The sequence below is a fragment of the Azospirillum sp. TSH58 genome, assembly GCF_003119115.1.
Lineage (GTDB): Bacteria > Pseudomonadota > Alphaproteobacteria > Azospirillales > Azospirillaceae > Azospirillum.
Window position 1 is genome coordinate 256,373 of record NZ_CP022363.1, and the last position, 17,069, is coordinate 273,441.

At 69.6% G+C, this 17,069-nt stretch carries 15 protein-coding genes; 7 read left to right on the forward strand and 8 right to left on the reverse strand.

Going from position 1 to position 17,069, the window contains the following annotated elements; translation table 11 throughout:
* Positions 1-197: 197 nt before the first annotated feature.
* The 5 genes from TSH58p_RS01020 to TSH58p_RS01040 form a co-directional block, all read right to left on the reverse strand.
* Positions 198-1,253 (reverse strand): ABC transporter substrate-binding protein, encoded by a 1,056-nt coding sequence (locus TSH58p_RS01020; RefSeq protein WP_109069761.1) that lies wholly within the window; start codon positions 1,251-1,253, stop codon positions 198-200.
* Between the two features lie 71 nt (positions 1,254-1,324).
* A complete protein-coding gene (gene fabG, locus TSH58p_RS01025; RefSeq protein WP_109069762.1) occupies positions 1,325-2,095 on the reverse strand; it encodes a 3-oxoacyl-ACP reductase FabG in 771 nt (256 codons plus the stop codon).
* Entirely contained in the window at positions 2,092-2,541 is a 450-nt protein-coding gene (locus tag TSH58p_RS01030) for a MaoC/PaaZ C-terminal domain-containing protein (protein ID WP_014242262.1), read from the reverse strand. The genes fabG and TSH58p_RS01030 overlap by 4 nt, the downstream gene beginning before the upstream one ends.
* Before the next feature lie 13 nt (positions 2,542-2,554).
* Positions 2,555-2,956: a Zn-ribbon domain-containing OB-fold protein gene (locus TSH58p_RS01035; protein WP_109069763.1), complete on the reverse strand. Its 402-nt coding sequence runs from the start codon at positions 2,954-2,956 to the stop codon at positions 2,555-2,557.
* A gap of 9 nt (positions 2,957-2,965) precedes the next feature.
* Positions 2,966-4,132, reverse strand: a complete 1,167-nt coding sequence (locus TSH58p_RS01040; RefSeq protein ID WP_199230106.1) for an acetyl-CoA acetyltransferase — start codon at positions 4,130-4,132, stop codon at positions 2,966-2,968.
* A 444-nt stretch (positions 4,133-4,576) separates the two neighbouring features.
* Here TSH58p_RS01040 and TSH58p_RS01045 point away from each other — a divergent pair, with 444 nt between their 5' ends.
* From TSH58p_RS01045 to TSH58p_RS32860, 4 genes are all read left to right on the forward strand, one after another.
* A complete protein-coding gene (locus TSH58p_RS01045; protein ID WP_204165708.1) occupies positions 4,577-5,779 on the forward strand; it encodes a CaiB/BaiF CoA-transferase family protein in 1,203 nt (400 codons plus the stop codon).
* Between the two features lie 134 nt (positions 5,780-5,913).
* The gene (locus TSH58p_RS01050) at positions 5,914-6,831 is read left to right on the forward strand and encodes a LysR substrate-binding domain-containing protein (protein WP_109069765.1); all 918 of its coding nucleotides are present in this window, start codon (positions 5,914-5,916) and stop codon (positions 6,829-6,831) included.
* A complete protein-coding gene (locus TSH58p_RS01055) occupies positions 6,828-7,337 on the forward strand; it encodes a thioesterase family protein (RefSeq protein WP_109069766.1) in 510 nt (169 codons plus the stop codon). The genes TSH58p_RS01050 and TSH58p_RS01055 overlap by 4 nt, the downstream gene beginning before the upstream one ends.
* 104 nt (positions 7,338-7,441) lie before the next feature.
* Positions 7,442-9,982, forward strand: coding sequence for an ABC transporter permease (locus tag TSH58p_RS32860; RefSeq protein WP_158282594.1), 2,541 nt, complete (start codon positions 7,442-7,444; stop codon positions 9,980-9,982).
* Positions 9,983-9,994: 12 nt separating this feature from the next.
* On the opposite strand, the gene TSH58p_RS01075 is transcribed toward TSH58p_RS32860, so the two are convergent.
* A complete protein-coding gene (locus TSH58p_RS01075) occupies positions 9,995-11,065 on the reverse strand; it encodes a serine hydrolase (RefSeq protein ID WP_109069767.1) in 1,071 nt (356 codons plus the stop codon).
* A gap of 147 nt (positions 11,066-11,212) precedes the next feature.
* Between TSH58p_RS01075 and TSH58p_RS01085 the strand changes: the two genes are divergently transcribed.
* Both TSH58p_RS01085 and TSH58p_RS01090 read left to right on the forward strand, forming a co-directional pair.
* The gene (locus tag TSH58p_RS01085) at positions 11,213-12,427 is read left to right on the forward strand and encodes a putative DNA modification/repair radical SAM protein (RefSeq protein WP_109069769.1); all 1,215 of its coding nucleotides are present in this window, start codon (positions 11,213-11,215) and stop codon (positions 12,425-12,427) included.
* Positions 12,428-12,429: 2 nt separating this feature from the next.
* Positions 12,430-13,830 carry a UdgX family uracil-DNA binding protein gene (locus TSH58p_RS01090; RefSeq protein WP_109069770.1) on the forward strand — a complete coding sequence of 467 codons (1,401 nt, stop codon included), beginning with the start codon at positions 12,430-12,432 and terminating at the stop codon, positions 13,828-13,830.
* A gap of 33 nt (positions 13,831-13,863) precedes the next feature.
* Here TSH58p_RS01090 and TSH58p_RS01095 read toward each other — a convergent pair whose 3' ends face one another.
* Both TSH58p_RS01095 and TSH58p_RS01105 read right to left on the reverse strand, forming a co-directional pair.
* Positions 13,864-14,082 (reverse strand): hypothetical protein, encoded by a 219-nt coding sequence (locus tag TSH58p_RS01095; RefSeq protein WP_035680398.1) that lies wholly within the window; start codon positions 14,080-14,082, stop codon positions 13,864-13,866.
* A 326-nt stretch (positions 14,083-14,408) separates the two neighbouring features.
* Positions 14,409-14,603 (reverse strand): hypothetical protein, encoded by a 195-nt coding sequence (locus TSH58p_RS01105; RefSeq protein ID WP_109069771.1) that lies wholly within the window; start codon positions 14,601-14,603, stop codon positions 14,409-14,411.
* A gap of 505 nt (positions 14,604-15,108) precedes the next feature.
* Between TSH58p_RS01105 and TSH58p_RS01110 the strand changes: the two genes are divergently transcribed.
* Positions 15,109-16,992 carry a methanol/ethanol family PQQ-dependent dehydrogenase gene (locus TSH58p_RS01110; protein ID WP_109069772.1) on the forward strand — a complete coding sequence of 628 codons (1,884 nt, stop codon included), beginning with the start codon at positions 15,109-15,111 and terminating at the stop codon, positions 16,990-16,992.
* Positions 16,993-17,069 lie beyond the last annotated feature (77 nt).

Here is a 17,069-nt window from a genome sequence, read left to right on the forward strand (position 1 = left end):
CTTTCGTTTGCTTTAGACTCACATCGCCTCACTCGCCGGCGGGCTTCGGCCGCATGTGCGGCCGGGACCGCCGTCGCGGTCCAAAGCGGATTGCAATCCGCATTAACCCTCTCCCCGCTTTCGGCGGACCAAAGGTCCGCCTGTCGCGTCAGCGCAAACGAAGTTTGCGCGTGAGCGGGAGGAAGAGGGAATTAAGGTCAGCGCACCAGTTCCTTCCACTTGGCGATGCCTTCCGCGACTTCCGGGCCGAGGTCGTCGCCGGTGTTGCGGGTCCACTTCAACTGGTCGAGCGAGCGACCCTCCGCCCAGGGCACGTCCTTGCGCAGCGTCGGCCAGTAGTTCTTCTGGAGGATCATCGACACCTCCGTGGAATAGAGGAAGTTGGTGAACAGCCGGGCGGCGTTCGGGTGCGGGGCCTTGGCCAGGATGCCGGTGACGCCCAGGTTCAGGATGGCGTCGTCGGACGGCGCCACCACGTCGATGGGGTTGCCGGCGGCCTTCTGGGTCAGCGTGTAGCTGAAGGGCGCACCGGAGCCGACGACCCGCTCACCGGCCAGGATGTCGGTCACGGTGTCGACGTTGGACTGGCCGACCTTCGGCTTCTGCTTGCCGAAGGCGCGCAGGAAGTCGTCGCCGTACTTGCGGCGGATGGCGACCACCCAGTTCGCCACGTCGCCGGAGAAGGCCGGGCTGCCCGTGGTGATCTTGCCCTGCCACTGGTCTTCCAGCAGAGCCTGCCAGCTGGCCGGCGGAGACGGGACCTTGCCCGGTGCGTAGTTGATGCTGGTCAGGCTGATGGCGCCGACATGGAACATCTTGTCGGGGTCGAGGGTGCGGAAGGCGTCCGGGATGTGCACCCCGTCCACCGGCTCGAAGGGCGCGAGCGCGCCGATCTTCTTCAGCTCGGTGTAGTGCAGCATGTTGGTGGTGCCCAGCGAGTCGCACTCGTGGACGCCGCTCTGCAGCTCCATGCGCAGGCGGGTGTAGACGGTCTGCGAGGCCTGGCGGAGCAGGTTCACCTCGATGCCCGGATACTTGGCCTTGAAGGCGTCGCGGATTGCCTCCATCGTCTGCTGCTCGTAGGAGCCCCAATAGAGGGTCAGGGCGCCTTCCTTCTTCGCGGCGGCGTAGAGCGGGTCGTCCGCCGCCGACGCGATGCGCGAGAAGGCGGTGCCGGCCAGCCCGCCGGTCACCAGGGCGGTGCCGACGAGTCCGCCGGTCTGGAGAAGGCGGCGGCGCGAGAATTCCATCATGTTGCCAATCCCTGTCTTGTCGTTGCGGTATCGCCGTTTCGGCGTCGTTCTTCGTTGCGGAGGAAAAAGGGTCAGTAATCGCCGGTGGTCGCCCCACCGTCGGCGACGATGGTCTGGCCGGTGACGTAGGCCGCGTCGTCGGACGCCAGGAAGGCGACGACGGCGGCGATCTCCGCCGGCTTGCCCAGGCGCCCGATGGGCGTCTTCTCCAGCCATTGTGCGCGCACCGTGTCGGGCACGCCCTCGACGATGGCGGTCTCGACAACCCCCGGAGCGACGGCGTTGACCAGGATGCCGCGGCGCGCCCCTTCCAGGGCGGCGGTGCGGGTCAGCCCGACCACCCCGGCCTTGGAGGCGGAGTAGTTGGCCTGCCCGAAGGTCCCCAGGATGGCCGTGGAGGCGATGTTGACGATGCGCCCCCAGCCGCGGTCGCCGACCAGCCGGAAGGCCGTCTGGCAGCCCAGCCAGGTGCCGCGCAGGTTCACGTCGATGACGGCGTTCCATTCCGCGTCGGTCATCTTGGGCAGCGAGCGGTCGCGGACGATGCCGGCGACGTTGACCATGATGTCCACGCCCCCGAAGGCCTCGGGCAGGCCGGTCACGGCGGCGCCCCAGCTTTCCCGGTCGGCGACGTTCAGCGCGGTGGCGTGGGCCTGAGCCCCTTCGGCGCGCAGCGCGGCGGCGACGGTCTCGGCGGCCTCCGCGCCGATGTCGGCGACGACGACCGCGGCACCCTCCGCGGCCAGCCGCTCGCAGACGGCGCGGCCGATGCCGCCGCCGCCGCCGGTGACGAAGGCGACACGGCCGGCGAGGCGGTTGGATTGAGCGACAGCGGAACTCATGCCTGCGCCTCCTTGCGGGCGATGGAGAGCACGTCCTCGCCCTCCTGCACGGTCTCGCCGCGCTGGTTCTTCACGGTGATGGCGACGCGGACGATGCCGCGGTCCGGCTTGGAGGCGCTGGGGCGGACCTCCGCCACCTCCGCCTCGTAATGCACGGTGTCGCCGGCGAAGACCGGGCCGACGAAGCGGCGGCGCGTCTCCAGGAAGGCGAGGATCGCCCAGTCGTCGATGGCGGAGCGCAGGCCGGTGCTGAGCGAGTGGGTCAGCATGCCGTGGGCGATGGTCCGCCCGAAGCCGTTGGCCTTGGCCGCCTCGGCGTCCATGTGCAGCGGGTTGAAGTCGCCGGTCAGCCCGGCGAACCAGACGATGTGCGCCTCGGTGACGGTGACGCGCGAGGAGCGCGTTCGGTCGCCCGGCTTGATGTCGTCGAGATGGATGGCGGTCATTCTTATGGCACCCTCAGTCGGGAGTCCGCGGGCGGAACACGGGGAGGCTGGTGGCCTCGTCGAGCTGGTGAAAGGCCACGGCGAGCGGCAGTCCGGCCCGCAGATCCGCCTCCGCCACCCCCTCGACGCGGGAGAAGACGGTGACGCCCTCCTCCAGCCGGATCAGGGCGCAGACGTAGGGATCGCCGCGCTGGTTGCCGCGATGGACGACCGAATAGGTCAGCAGCTCGCCGCGCCCGCTGGCCTCGACCCAATCCGGGCGGGCGTGCGGGGCGTGGATGGAATGGGCGCGCGGGTACCATTGATACCGCCCGGTCTCCGGGCAGCGCTGGATCAGGAAGCGCCCCTCGCGCGCCGCCTCCCAGAAGGGGGCGGATGTCTCATCCTGGACAGGCGGGATGGTCATACTGGTCATCGGGGCACCTTACCGGGCAAGGATGGCGGTGGCGGCGGAGCAGAAGGTGCCGCCCAGCCCATGGGCCAGGGCGATGCGGGCGTCGGGCACCTGGACGCCCGGCCCCTCGCCGCGGAGCTGGCGGACGCTCTCGATCAGGGTGAAGATGCCGCGCTTGCCGGGGTGGTTGGACGACAGGCCGCCGCCGTCGGTGTTGGTCGGCAGGCTGCCGCCCAGCGTCAGGTTGCCGTCCGCGACGAAGGCGCCGCTTTCCCCCCGCCCGCAGAAGCCCAGATCCTCCAGCGCCAGCATCGGCGTGATGGTGAAGGCGTCGTAGATCTGCGCCACGTCGATCTCGCCGGGGGTCACCCCCGCCATGGCGAAGGCGCGCGGGCCGGACAGCGCCGCCGGGGTGGTCAGGTCGTCGGGGATCTGGCTGTTCTGGGTGCGCGCCACGGCGGCCCCGTAGCCGACCAGATGGACCGGCGGCTTCTTCAGGTCGCGCGCCCGCTCCCGGCTGGTCATCACCACGGCGCCGCCGCCGTCCGTCACCACGCAGCAGTCCAGCCGGTGCAGCGGGGACGCGATCATCGGCGAGGCCAGCACGTCGTCCACCGTGATCGGCTTGCGCAGCCGGGCGTCGGGGTTCTTCGCGGCGTGCTCGCGGAAGGTCACGGCCACCTGGGCAAGCTGTTCCGGCGTGGTGCCGTAGAGGTCCATATGGCGACGGGCGAACAGGCCGTAGGTCGAAATCAGCGTCGGCGCGTAGGGAATCTCGTACTGGCCGGGACCGGCGGGGAAGACGAAGGGGTCGAAGGACGGGCTGCTCAGCGGCCACCAGCGCGGGCAGGCGGCGTAGCTGATGACCACCACCTCGGCCAGCCCGGTGGCGATGGCCGCCGCCGCCTGCCCGGCCTGGAGGATGTAGGAGCAGCCGCCGACGTCGGTGCTGTTCACGTAGGTCGGCGCGATCCCGATGTACTCGGCCAGTTCGACCACATCCATGGTGCTGCCGCCCTCGGCCCAGTCGCCGGAGGCCGCGCACAGCCCGTCCACGTCCTTCAGCGTCAGCCCGGCGTCATCCAGCGCGCCGAGGATGCACTCCATCTGAAGGGCGAAGGGGTGGACGCGCGGCGCATCCCGGCGGGGCGATTCATAAACGCCGGCGATGGCCGCCTTTCCCGAAAGATCGATCACGCGCGGGTTGTCCTTTCCTGGTTGTGGAAGGCCGCGCATCGCTGCCGCGACGCGCGCCGAGCGGTTTCACAGGACAGGCGATGAGAGTAAAGAGACCGCCCGTCTCGGAAATCATGAAGACTTTCCGATGGCCGACAGAGATTACGATCAGGCCGATCCGCTCCCGGCAAGGTCAAGAGTACCGGACACAGTCAGTGTCACAAGCAGAAAAAACGATGCGGTCCGGTGCACGGAACGCACCAATATCACCGCCGGGCCGAACCGCGGAACGGTGCCTTCCATGCACCGGATTGGGCCAAACTAAGCGATTGTTTTCCGGCCGCCGTGGCGCAAGCCTTTGGGTATCGCATTCCCGCCGCCGCCCTGGACCGGACCGGTTTCCGGCCGGGCGCGCGGCCCCGCCCGGACCGCCTGCGCGGCGCCCGGCCATCCGAAGGATCATGCATGCTCAACACCGATACGCAACGCCGCGAAGGCCCCCTGGCCGGCGTGCGCGTGGTCGATCTCACGCACATGTTGGCCGGCCCCTACAGCACGTGGCTGCTCGGCGCGCTGGGGGCGGAGGTCATCAAGATCGAGCGTCCCGGCAAGGGCGACTTCACCCGCATCATTGCTCCCTTCAGCGAGGAGGAGAGCATTTACTTCCTCAGCGTCAACCGCAACAAGCGGAGTCTGACGCTCAACTTGAAGGAGGAAAAGGGGAAGGCGATCTTCAAGAAGATCGTCGCCACCTGCGACGTGCTGGTGGAGAACAACCGGGCCGGGGCGATGGACCGGCTGGGGCTGGGCTACAACGACCTGAAGGCGGTGAATCCGCGGCTGGTCTACGCCTCGATCTCCGGCTTCGGGCAGGACGGCCCCTACCGCCACCGGCCCTGCTTCGACGTGGTGGCCCAGGCCATGTCCGGCATGATGAGCATCACCGGCGAGCCGGGCGGCGATCCCTGCCGGGTCGGCGCGTCGATCGGCGACATCGGGTCCAGCCTGTTCGCCGCCGTCGGCATCCTCGCCGCCCTGCAGAAGCGGACGGCCACCGGCGAGGGCAGCTTCATCGACGTGGCGATGCTCGATTGCCAGCTCGCGCTGATGGAGAACGCCATCGCCCGCTTCCTGAACGCCGGGGAGACGCCGCGGGCGCTGGGCAGCCGCCACCCGCTGATCGCCCCCTTCCAGGCCTTCCCCACCGCCGACAAGCCCATCGCCATCTGCGTCGACACCAACGAGCAGTGGGACCGGATGTGCCGCGCCATGGGGCTGGAGCATCTGCTGTCCGACCCGCGCTTCCCCACCGGCTCCGCCCGCAACGCCAACCATGCGGAGTTGGAGCCGCTGCTGCGCGAGGTCTTCCTCACCCGCGGGCGCGACGCCTGGCTGGACGCGATGGAGGACGCCGACGTGCCGGCCAGCCCGATCAACAGCGTGCCGGACGCGCTGAACGATCCCCAGGTGGTCCACCGCAAGATGGTCGTGGAGGTGCCGGAGGGCTCGGGCAAGCGCTTCGCCGCCGTGCCGATCACCATGCCGCAGGCTCCCCTGCCCGCGGAAAGCCCGGCGCCGCGGCTGGGCGAGCACACCGACGCCATCCTGGCGGATCTCGGCTTCAGCCCCGACGAGATCGGCGCGCTGCGCCGCGACGCGGTGGTGTGATGGGCAACGCGGGGGGAGAGCGGCGGGCGGCGGGCGGCGAAGGGGCGCGTGCGGTGCTGGCGGAAATGTTCCATACTGCCGCCGGGATCGCTCCCAGCCTCGCCCCGGCTTCCGTCCACAGCCCAAAGGTCCGCATGGCGCGCCGCCTTCCGCCCCTTCTCGCCCTCCGCGCCTTCGACATCTTCGCCCGCCAGGGCACGGTGCGGGCCGCCGCCGACGAGCTGGCGGTGTCCCACACGGTGGTGTCGCGCCACATCCAGAATCTGGAACAGGCGGTGGGGGTGAAGCTGGTGGCGAAGTCGGGGCGCGGCCTGTCCCTGACCCGCGAGGGCATCCGCTACGCCTCCCAGCTCCGCCGCGCCTTCGACCTGATCGGCGAGGCCAGCAACGAGCTGCGCAACGGCGGGATGGAGGCGGTGCACATCTGCTGCCTCGCCGGGCTGGCCTCGCGCTGCCTGCTCGCCCGCCTGCCGGAACTGGAGGAGGCGCTGACCGGGCGGGAGGTGATCCTTCAGCCGACCTCGACCCGCCCCGACTTCAGCCGGGAAGAGGCCGACGCCGAGATCATGTATCTGGAGGACGGCGGCGCCGTCGCCGACGGGCTGCGCTCGGAGATGTTCGCGCGGCCGCGCATCCTCGCCATCGCCAGCCCGGAGTTCAAGGCGCGCTACCCCGACGTGCGCACCCCCGCCGACCTCGTCGGGCTGCCGCTGATCCACGAGCAGTCCACCGGCATGTGGGAAGCCTGGCTGGAGGAGGCCGGCATCGCCGACATCCCGCGGCTGCGCGGCCCCCGGCTGTGGCAGGCGCACCTGACCATCGAGGCGGCCCGGCTGGGGCGCGGCGTGGCCCTGGTCAGCGACCTGCTGGTGACCGAGCCGCTGGCCAACGGCGAGCTGGTGGAGATGGTGGACAGCAACGTGACCATCGGCGGCTATTACTTCATCGCCCCGGTCCACCGCTGGAACACGCCGGTCATCTCGGCCATCCGGCAATGGCTGCGCAGCGTCTTCCCGCCGGACCAGACCTCCACCCTCCAAGGCACTCCATGACCCAGGACCACGCCCTGCCGCCGGACATCCTGCCGTCCGACATCCTGCTGTCCGGCGTGCACACCGTCGAAGACAGCTGGATCGACCTTTACGGCCACATGAACATGGTGCGCTACGTCGCCCTGTTCGACGAGGTCGGCTACGCCCTGATGGAACAATGGGGGCTGGGCGAGACCTACACGCGGGACGAGGGGTTCGGCCTGTTCGTGGTCGATGTGGCGGTGCATTACCGGCGGGAGCTGCGCGCCGGAACGCCTCTGCAAGTGGCTCTGCGGCTGCTCGACGCCGACGACAAGCGGCTGCTGAGCCTGCTGGAGATCCGGCGGGCCGACGACCGAACGGTCGCGGCGACCATGGAACAGCTGTCGATCCACGTCGATCTCGGGACCCGCAAGGTGACGCCCTTCCCGCCCGCCCTGGCGGAGCGCCTGCGCGCCCTGGCGGCGGTCCAGTCCGCCCTTCCCCTGCCGCCCCGCCATCGGCGACGGCTGCACTGCCGGGGGTAGCCGCGCAGGCGCCTTTATGGCCCTCGCCCCTCCGGGGAGAGGAAAATTTCAAACGCGACAGCGAGGCTGCCAGAACGGTTGCCGGCCGGCGGGACCTTCACGATATGTCCGCCATGACTCATCTGCGCATCGCGTTGCGGCTGGCTTGGCGGGACCTGCGGGGCGGCGTCGCCGGACTTTGGATCGTCGTCCTCGGGGTGGCGCTGGGGACCGCCATGATGGCCGCCGTCGGCTCCCTCAGCGGCGGCGTGCTGGACGGGATGCGGGCCACCGCGCGCGAGGCGGTCGGCGGCGACCTCTCGCTGCGCCTGTTCCACGCCCCGGCGACGCCGGAGCAACGGGCGTTCCTCGAAACGCTGGGCGGGCTCGGCGAGACGGCGGAGCTGCGGCCCGTCGCCTCGACGGTCGCCGGCGGCGCCCGCGCCCTGGTCGAACTGAAGGCGGTCGAAGAAAGCTACCCGCTGGTCGGCACCGCGGCGGTGTCCGGCGCCCTGTCCCTTGCCGAGGCGCTGGCCCGGCGGGACGGGCGATGGGGAGCGGCGGTGTCCGCCGACCTCCTCGACGCGCTGGCGCTGAGCGTCGGCGACCGGCTGCGGCTCGGGACCGCCGAGGTCGCGATCCGTGCCGTTCTGGAGCATGAGCCGGACCGGGCCTTCCGCGCCTTCTCCCTCGGCCCGCGCGTCGTCATCGACCGCCGGGCGCTGGACGAGACGGGCCTCGCCGAGCCGGGGATGCCCGTCTACTGGTACTATCGCCTCGTCCTGCCGGAAACGGCCCGTTCCGACGCCGTCCTGCGCGATCTGGAAAGCCGCTTTCCCGATGCCGGATGGCGGATCGTCGACGCCGCCCACGGCATTCCGGGCGTGGACCGCACCGTGCACCTCGCCCGCGCTCTGTTCCTTCTGGGGTCGCTGTCCATCCTGCTGATCGGCGGCGTCGGCATCGGCCGGGCGCTGTCGGCACACCTCGCCCGGCGCTTGCCGGTCCTGGCCACGCTGAAGGCGCTGGGCGGCTCGCCGCGCCTGCTCTTCACCGCCTTCCTGGTGCAGACGCTGGCCGTGGTCGGCGTGGCGCTGCTGATCGGCCTGTGCACCGGCGCCCTGCTGGCCGCCATGGCGGTGAACGCCCTGCCGCTCGACTGGATGCCGGAGACGGGTGGAGCCGTCGATCCGGCGGCCCTGCTGCTGGCGGGGACGGTCGGGCTTCTGGCGGCGCTGCTCTGCGCCGTGCCGCCGCTGGCCCGCGCCGCCGGGACCAGCCCCGCCGCGGTCTGGCGGGGGGCGGCGGATGGCCTGTCCCAGCCGTTGGGGTGGCGGACCCGCGGCGCCGTCGCGCTGCTTGGGCTGGCGCTCGCCGGTCTGCTCGCCGCCTGGACGGGGATGCCGCTCGCGATCGCCGGATTCCTGCTTGTCGCCGGGATGATCGCGGCGGCGTTCGCCCTGTTCGGGCGGGGGCTTGCCGGGATGGCCCGCCGGCTGGCGCATGGACGGCGTCCGGTGGTCCGGCTGGCCGTCGCCAATCTCGGGCGGCCCGGCGCGCCGACGGTCCCGCTGGCCGTGGCGCTGGGCATCGGCCTGACCCTGCTGGTGGCGGTCGGCGTGGTCGGACGGTCGGCGACCGGCCATGTCGAGGCGACGCTGCCGGCGCAGACGCCCTCCGTCGTCGTGCTGAACATTTCCCCGCGGGACGGCAAGCTCCTGAGCGAACAGCTTTCCGCCCTGCCCGGCGTCGTGCGGGTCGAGACGGCGCCCTTCCTGCACGCCCGGATCAGCCGCCTCAACGGCACCGCCATCACCGAAGCGGATGCCCCGCGCTCCGTCGGCTGGGCGGTGCGCGGCGACCGCGGCCTGTCCTGGCGCGACCGTCCCGCACCCGCTGACCGGATCGTCGCGGGGAGTTGGTGGCCCGAGGGTTACGCCGGCCCACCGCTTGCCTCGCTGGACGCGCAAGTGGCCCGCCGGCTGGGGCTGGCGGTGGGCGACCGCCTCACGCTGGCCCTGGCAAGCGGCCCGGTGACCGCGACCGTCGCCAACCTGCGGCGCATCGACTGGGCGCGGCTCGACCTGGATTTTCCGGTTCTCCTCTCCCCCTTCCCGGAGCCGCCGCCGCACAGCCTCGTCGCCGCCGTCTGGTCACCCTCCGGCGCGGTTCCGGCGGTGGAGGCGGCGGTGGCGCAGGCGGTCCCGCAAGCCCCCACCGTCCGCGTGGCGGAGGTGCTCGACGCGCTCGGCTCGACCGTCCGGACCGTGCGCGGGCTTCTGAACGGCCTGTCCGCCGTCGCCCTCGGCGCGGCGGCCGTGGTCCTGCTCGGCGCCGTCGCCAGCAGCGCGCAGCGGCGCCGCCATGAGATGGCGATCCTGCACACCCTCGGGGTCGGGCGGCGTTCGATGATTCAGGCGGTGGTGCTGGAGTTCGTCCTCCTGGGCGCCGCCGTCGCCGCGGTCGCGGTGCCGCTCGGCTGGATCGTCGGGGCGGCGGTGGTCGCCGGTCTCGCCGATGGCGCTCCCCTTCCCGGAGGGGCGGTGCCCCTGGCCGCCGTCCTCGGCACCGTCGCCGCGATGGCGGCGGCCGGGGCCGTGCTGGTGGCCTTCCTGCCCGGGAAGGACATGATGCGGCGGTTGCGCAGCGGCGGCCTGTCCGGCTGATCCGCCGGCCCGTCAGGCCATCTCCGCCGCCGGGATGATGTCGTCGGTCAGCAGGGCGTGGAGGACGCCGACATGCCCGTCGGAGCGCGCCGGGCGGGTGGGGTCGGAGGTGACGACGACGGTCAGCCCCAGGCCGGGCACCAGATAGAGCATCTGCCCGCCATAGCCGCGCGCGTAGGCGATGCGGTGCCTCTTCGCCTCGGCAAGGAACCAGCCGTACCCGTAGTCGTCGCCGGAGAAGGGGGAGCGCGTGCGCGGCACCCAGGAAGCCTCCACCCAGGCGGCGCTGATGACGCGCTGTCCGTTCCACAAGCCGCCCTGCCGCCACAGTTCGCCGAAGCGGAAGAGGTCGAGCGGCGACAGCGCCATGTTGTTGCCGCCGAGGTAGAAGCCCTGCGGGTCGCGCGTCCAGGACGGCACGTCGATGCCCAGCGGCTCGCCCAGCCAGTCCCGCGCCAGGGCCAGCAGGCTGCGCCCCGACGCGCTGGCCAGCGCCGCGCCCAGCAGGTGGTAGCTCCCGGTTGAATAGAGCATCCGCGCGCCCGGATCGGTGACGAAGGGACGGCGGAGCGCGTCGACGACCCAGTTGCGGCTGTTGATCCAGCGGCCGTAGCCCGGCCCGGAGGTCGGCTCCAGACCGGCCTGCATGGTCAGAAGGTCGGCGATGGTGATCCGGCGCACGCGCGGATCGACGGCCGCCGGAACCAGCCCCGGCGCCGCCTCGGCGAGGGTGACGTCGACGCCACGCAGGACTCCGCGGTCGATGGCGATGCCGGCGAGCGAGGCGGCGATGGTCTTGGACACCGACTTGACGTTCACGGCGCGGTTCACCGCCGGTCCCCGGAAGGCCTCCGCCGACACCACCGCCCCATGCCGCCCGATGACCAGCGCGTGGATCTGATCGAGCCCGGCCGCCCGCTTGACCGCCCGGTCCAGCAAGGCCGGGTCGAACGCGGCCCCGGCCGCCGGTTGGGCGGCTTGCAGCGGGCGCGCCAGGGCGCCGCCGAGGGACGCGGCAGCGACGGCTGCGGTGGCGGCGAGGACGGTGCGGCGGCCGAGCCGGAACGGCGGTGTCGAGGTCATCCCGGATATGTGGTTCCGCTTCGGCGCCATCCAAGATTGCCCCGGCGACGCTGGTCGGACTTTGTCCCACCCGGCGCCGCACGCGCCGCTTGCCTCCCACCCCAAGGGGAACATATTAAGAACACGCACGCAGCATGGGATGGGACGATGGACGACGCCTTGATCGAGAAGCTCGGCATTCTGGCCGATGCGGCGAAATACGACGCCTCCTGCGCCTCGTCCGGCGCCAAGCCGCGCCGCGGCGGCAAGGAGGGGCTGGGTTCGACCACCGGCGCCGGCATCTGCCACGCCTACACGCCGGACGGGCGCTGCGTCTCGCTCCTGAAGATCCTGCTGACCAACCACTGCCTGTTCGACTGCGTCTACTGCATCAACCGGCGCTCCTCCAACGTCCGCCGCGCCCGCTTCACGGTGGAGGAGGTGGTGACACTGACCCTGGGCTTCTACAAGCGCAACTGCATCGAGGGGCTGTTCCTGTCCTCCGGCATCATCCGCTCGCCGGACCACACGATGGAGCAGATGATGCTGGTGGCGCGGACGCTGCGGCGCGACCACGGCTTCGCCGGCTACATCCACCTGAAGACCATCCCCGAGGCCAGCCCCTGGCTGATCGAGCAGGCCGGGCTGTGGGCGGACCGCCTGTCGATCAACCTCGAACTGCCCACCGACCACAGCCTGAAGGCCTTCGCGCCGGAGAAGAACGGCGGCACCATCAAGGCGGTGATGGGTCAGGTCAACGAGCGCATCGTCGAAGCCAAGGAGGAACGCCGCCGCTTTTCCCCCGCCGGCCAGAGCACCCAGCTGATCGTCGGCGCCGACGACGCCACCGACCGCTCGGTCCTGGAGACCAGCGGCACGCTCTACCAGCGCTACGGGCTGCGCCGCGTCTACTACTCCGCCTTCAGCCCGATCCCGGAGGCCAGCTCGGTCCTTCCGGTCAAGCCGCCGCCCCTGCAGCGGGAGAACCGGCTGTATCAGGCCGATTGGCTGCTGCGCTACTACGGCTTCACGGTGGAGGAGATCGCGTCCGGCGGCGAGGACGGGATGCTCGACCTCGGCATCGACCCGAAGCTGGCCTGGGCGCTGAAGAACCGCGAGCGCTTCCCGGTGGACGTCAACAGCGCCGACCGCGAGATGCTGCTGCGGGTGCCGGGGCTGGGTGCGCGCGCCGTGGACAAGATCCTGTCGGCGCGCCGCCACACCCGCCTGCGCCTGGAGGATCTGGGGCGGCTGTCGACCGGGCTGCGGCGGGCGCGCCCCTTCCTGATCGCCGCCGATTACCACCCGGCGGGCGGGCTGACCGACCGGCTGGATCTGCGCCAGCGGCTGGTCACGCCGTCCAGCCAGCTGAGCCTGTTCTGACGATGCGCACGATCACCTTGCGGGAGGGGGCGGACCTCGACGGCTTCCGCCGGGCGGTGCGCCGCCTCGCCGCCGCCCGCACGGCGCCCGAAGGCGTGCTGTGGAGCGTCGGCGCACCATCGCTGTTCGGCGACGACGCCCCTGCCTCCGAAGACGGTGCCCCGGTCTTCCTGCCCCAGGCGGTCGGACAGCTGATCGAAACCGTCGTCTGCCACAGCGACCCGGAACGCTACGCCCTGCTCTACCGGCTGGTCTGGCGGGTGCTGAACGGGGAGCGGGCTCTGCTCGACCAGCACGCCGACCCGCTGGTGCACCGGCTGGAGCGGCTCGACAAGGCGGTGCGCCGTGACATCCACAAGATGCACGCCTTCCTGCGCTTCCGCGCGCTCTCCGACCCGGACGGCGGGGAACGCTACGTCGCTTGGTTCGAGCCCGACCACCACATCGTCGAGGCCGTCGCACCCTTCTTCGTCGAGCGCTTCGAGAGCATGGTGTGGACGATCCTGACGCCGAAGGGCTCGTTGCACTGGGACCGCCGGAGCCTGATGACCGGCCCACCCGCGGAGCGTCCGGACTCCTTGGCCGACGACCGCTTCGCCGAGGGCTGGCTGCGCTATTACGAGAGCACCTTCAACCCCGCGCGGGTCAACCCGACGGCCATGCGGGCGGAGATGCCGCGGAAATACTGGGCCAACATGCCGGAGACGGCGGCCATCCCCGCGCTGGTCCGCTCCGCCCCCGCCCGCGTCCAGGCGATGCTGGAGGCGGAGGCCGCCATCCCGCGCCGCCGCATGCCCGAGAAGGCGGTGGCGGCGATGGCCCGGCAGGCCCCGGAAAGTCTGGCTGAGTTGAACCGCGTGATCCAGCGTTCCGAACCCCTGGTGCCGGGCGCGACGCAGGCGGTGCTGGGCGAGGGGCCGGAGGGGGCGGCCATCGCCATCGTCGGCGAGCAGCCGGGCGACCAGGAGGACCGTGACGGCCGCCCCTTCGTCGGCCCCGCCGGCCAGTTGCTGACTGCCGCGCTGGAGGAGGCCGGCATCGACCGCGGCGGCGTCTACCTGACCAACGCGGTCAAGCACTTCAAGTTCGTCCAGCGCGGCAAGCGGCGCATCCACCAGTCCCCCACCGCCGGCGAGGTCAAGCATTACCGCTGGTGGCTGATGACGGAACTGGGCTTCGTCCGCCCCCGCCTCGTCGTCGCGCTGGGAGCCACCGCGGCCCTGGCGCTGACCGGCCGGACGGTCGCGGTTCTGCGCGAACGGGGACCGATGGCTTTCGACGGATGGAACGGCTTCGTCACCGTCCACCCGTCCTACCTGCTGAGGCTTCCGGGGGAGGAGGAGCGGCGGCGGGCGCAGGCGGAATTCGTGGCCGACCTGCGCCGGGCCGCGGCGCTGGTGTGAGACGGGAGCGAACCGTCCCCCGCGCTCACATCCTCACGCGCCCTGCTGCTTGAACCGCTTGCCCACCGTGCATTGGATGCGCTGAAGCTCGTACTTCGGGTGATCGTTGATCCACTTGGCGCTCTCGATCTGGCCGGCGATCGGGCAGCTCGACATGGTCAGGGGTTCGGTGTCGGGAACCATCGGATTGATGGTTCGGCACTGGGTGGGGTCGGAGGCCAGGCAGAAGATCATCGACAGAGTAACAAACATCGGGTGCTCCAAAACGCAACGGCACGGCTGTGCCAACATCGTGTGGATCAGCGAGAGCAAGCCGCATGCCATGCCCCGGACGAGGACAGGATGCCGGGATACAGGCTGCTCAGAAATGAGCCAAACCACAGGGCGCCGAATCATTAGGCATCGAAGGTTAACCAATGCCTAAACGTTAGGAGTTTGCGAGGCCGAAGATGCAGGGGAAGAAGCGGAACGGGCACAAGCCCCAGAGAAGTGTTCGCGCAAGTCTGGACTCGCCGCGCCGCAGATCAACGGAACGTTGAATTGACCGTTTCGTGTCCTTGGTTCGATCTGCGCGGGCGTCAGGCTCCAGGCTGCTCGCACCGCCATTGACGGACGTTCCAGTTGGGATGCTCCATGAGCCAATGCACGACGTGGACGTAGCTGTTGCGCGTGCATTCCACCGCCGTCGGATAGCGTTCGATGGAGAGTGGACGTTCGATGGCGCATTGCTCCGGCCGCATGGCCAGACAGATCACCAGAACCAGTTCGAACATGATGTGTCGTTCCCGTAGGCAAGACGGATGAACCGGCGCCTTCGGCACGTCCGCCCAGACGGACGAAGGCCGGAATAACCCTCCCAACAGTCCGCGACCCAAACAGTCTGCGGCGAGGAGCGGGCCGCAGCCAATCATGCTGCTTTGCAGCAAATATTGCTGCTCCGCACAAAATTCACGCAGGAAACTGCAAATAAATAAATAGAAAAATCATATTTTTAAGGGATTATCCTCTTACTCCCAATTTGTGGACATGTCTGGATAAATCTGGATCAAGACGACTGTTTGTCGTTTTCTATTCTACAGAGCCTTGACGAGAAGATGGCCCCAATATAGCATTAAGCACCAATTTGGCGTCAGCTTTTCTGAATATTGAATTCAGATCCAACCATACCGCGCGACAACATCCGCGCGACAGCGCCTTTTGCACTCAGAACCGCGCTCATAAGCAAGAAGCCCATTGGTTTTTGGGTAAACAATAAGCGCCATCACGGGAGGGATCGTCATGAAAATGTTGTCTCGCTGGCTTCTGGCGTCTGTCGCTGTCGTCGCCGCCGGCTCGGTTTCTGCGAATGACAGCATTCTGAAGAATGAAGCGAACCCCAACAACTGGGCGTCACAGCTCGGCAACTACGCCGGGCAGCGTTACAGCCCGCTCGACCAGATCACCACGAACAACGTCAAGAATCTCCAGGTCGCGTGGTCGTTCTCGACCGGGGTTCTGCGCGGCCATGAAGGCGGGCCGATCGTCGTCGGCGACGTGATGTACATTCACACGCCGTTCCCCAACAAGGTCTTCGCGCTGGACCTCAACAATCCGGGGCGGGTCATCTGGAAATATGAGTCGGTCCAGGACCCGACCGTCATCCCGGTGATGTGCTGCGACACCGTCAACCGCGGTGTCGCGGTCGCCGACGGCAAGGTCTTCCTGGCCCAGGCGGACAACACGCTGGTCGCGCTCGACGCCAAGACGGGCAAGGAGGTCTGGAAGGCGAAGAACGGCGACCACACCAAGGGCGAAACCCTGACGGCGGCCCCGCTGGTGGTCAAGGACAAGGTCTTCGTCGGCATCAGCGGCGGCGAGTTCGGCGTGCGCGGCCATCTGACGGCCTACGACACGAACAGCGGCAAGATGGTCTGGCGGGCCTTCTCGACCGGCCCCGACGCGGACGTGAAGATCGACCCGTCGAAGACGATGATGATGGGCAAGCCGATCGGGCAGAAGGATCTCGGCGTCTCGACCTGGCCGGGCGAGGAATGGAAGCGCGGCGGCGGGACCACCTGGGGCTGGTACACCTACGATCCGGCGCTCAACCTGATCTATTACGGCACCGGCAACCCCGGCACCTGGAACCCGACGCAGCGGGCCGTCGACAAGGACCGGGCCAAGAGCGACAACAAATGGTCGATGACCATCTTCGCCCGCGATCCGGAAACCGGCGAGGCGAAATGGGTCTACCAGAAGACGCCGTTCGATGAATGGGACTTCGACGGGGTGAACGAGAACATTCTGGCCGACATCAATATGAACGGCCAGCAGCGCAAGGTCCTGGTCAACTTCGACCGCAACGGCTTCGCCTACACCCTGGACCGGGCGACTGGCGAGCTGCTCGTCGCGCAGAAATACGACCCGACGGTCAACTGGGCGACCGACGTCGACATGAAGACCGGACGGCCGAACGTCGTCGACAAATACAGCACCTTCGCCAACGGCGAGGACAAAAACACCGCCGCCGTCTGCCCGGCGGCGCTGGGCACCAAGGACCAGCAGCCGGCCTCCTTCTCGCCGGACACCGGCCTGTTCTACGTCCCGACCAACCACATCTGCATGGACTACGAGCCGTTCTCCGTCTCCTACACGGCGGGGCAGGCCTATGTCGGCTCGACCGTGTCGATGTACCCGACGCCGAACTCCCACGGCGGCATGGGCAACTTCATCGCCTGGGACGCGGCAGCCGGCAAGATCGTCTGGTCGCGGCCGGAGCGCTTCGCGGTGTGGAGCGGCGCCCTGTCGACCAAGGGCGGCGTGGCCTATTACGGCACGCTCGAAGGTTACCTCGTCGCCGTCGACATGAAGGACGGCAAGGAGCTGTGGCGGTTCAAGACCCCGTCCGGGATCATCGGCAACATCAACACCTACACCCACAACGGCAAGCAGTATGTGGCCGTCCTGTCGGGCGTCGGCGGCTGGGCCGGCATCGGTCTCGCCGCCGGCCTGACCCAGGAATCCGGGGCGCAGGCGTGGCACAACGCCGTCCATCCCGGCCACACCGAGGGCGGGGGGGTGGCGACCGCCGGCCTCGGCGCGGTCGGTGCCCACCAGTCGCTGGGCGAATACACCCAGCTCGGCGGCGTTCTGACGGTGTTCCACGTTCCGGACCAGAAGTGATCGGCAGACCTGCCCCCGGTGCCGCAAGCACCGGGGGTTTTTTGACTTCCGGCATTCACTGAGCCCGGGCATCCGGG

Excerpts from the sequence above, each read along its gene's own strand:
- TSH58p_RS01020 (WP_109069761.1), bottom strand. The coding sequence starts at position 1,253 with ATGATGGAATTCTCGCGCCGCCGCCTTCTCCAGACCGGCGGACTCGTC.
- fabG (WP_109069762.1), bottom strand. The coding sequence starts at position 2,095 with ATGAGTTCCGCTGTCGCTCAATCCAACCGCCTCGCCGGCCGTGTCGCC.
- TSH58p_RS01030 (WP_014242262.1), bottom strand. The coding sequence starts at position 2,541 with ATGACCGCCATCCATCTCGACGACATCAAGCCGGGCGACCGAACGCGC.
- TSH58p_RS01035 (WP_109069763.1), bottom strand. The coding sequence starts at position 2,956 with ATGACCAGTATGACCATCCCGCCTGTCCAGGATGAGACATCCGCCCCC.
- TSH58p_RS01045 (WP_204165708.1), top strand. The coding sequence starts at position 4,577 with ATGCTCAACACCGATACGCAACGCCGCGAAGGCCCCCTGGCCGGCGTG.
- TSH58p_RS01050 (WP_109069765.1), top strand. The coding sequence starts at position 5,914 with ATGGCGCGCCGCCTTCCGCCCCTTCTCGCCCTCCGCGCCTTCGACATC.
- TSH58p_RS01055 (WP_109069766.1), top strand. The coding sequence starts at position 6,828 with ATGACCCAGGACCACGCCCTGCCGCCGGACATCCTGCCGTCCGACATC.
- TSH58p_RS32860 (WP_158282594.1), top strand. The coding sequence starts at position 7,442 with ATGTCCGCCATGACTCATCTGCGCATCGCGTTGCGGCTGGCTTGGCGG.
- TSH58p_RS01075 (WP_109069767.1), bottom strand. The coding sequence starts at position 11,065 with ATGACCTCGACACCGCCGTTCCGGCTCGGCCGCCGCACCGTCCTCGCC.
- TSH58p_RS01085 (WP_109069769.1), top strand. The coding sequence starts at position 11,213 with ATGGACGACGCCTTGATCGAGAAGCTCGGCATTCTGGCCGATGCGGCG.
- TSH58p_RS01090 (WP_109069770.1), top strand. The coding sequence starts at position 12,430 with ATGCGCACGATCACCTTGCGGGAGGGGGCGGACCTCGACGGCTTCCGC.
- TSH58p_RS01095 (WP_035680398.1), bottom strand. The coding sequence starts at position 14,082 with ATGTTTGTTACTCTGTCGATGATCTTCTGCCTGGCCTCCGACCCCACC.
- TSH58p_RS01105 (WP_109069771.1), bottom strand. The coding sequence starts at position 14,603 with ATGTTCGAACTGGTTCTGGTGATCTGTCTGGCCATGCGGCCGGAGCAA.
- TSH58p_RS01110 (WP_109069772.1), top strand. The coding sequence starts at position 15,109 with ATGAAAATGTTGTCTCGCTGGCTTCTGGCGTCTGTCGCTGTCGTCGCC.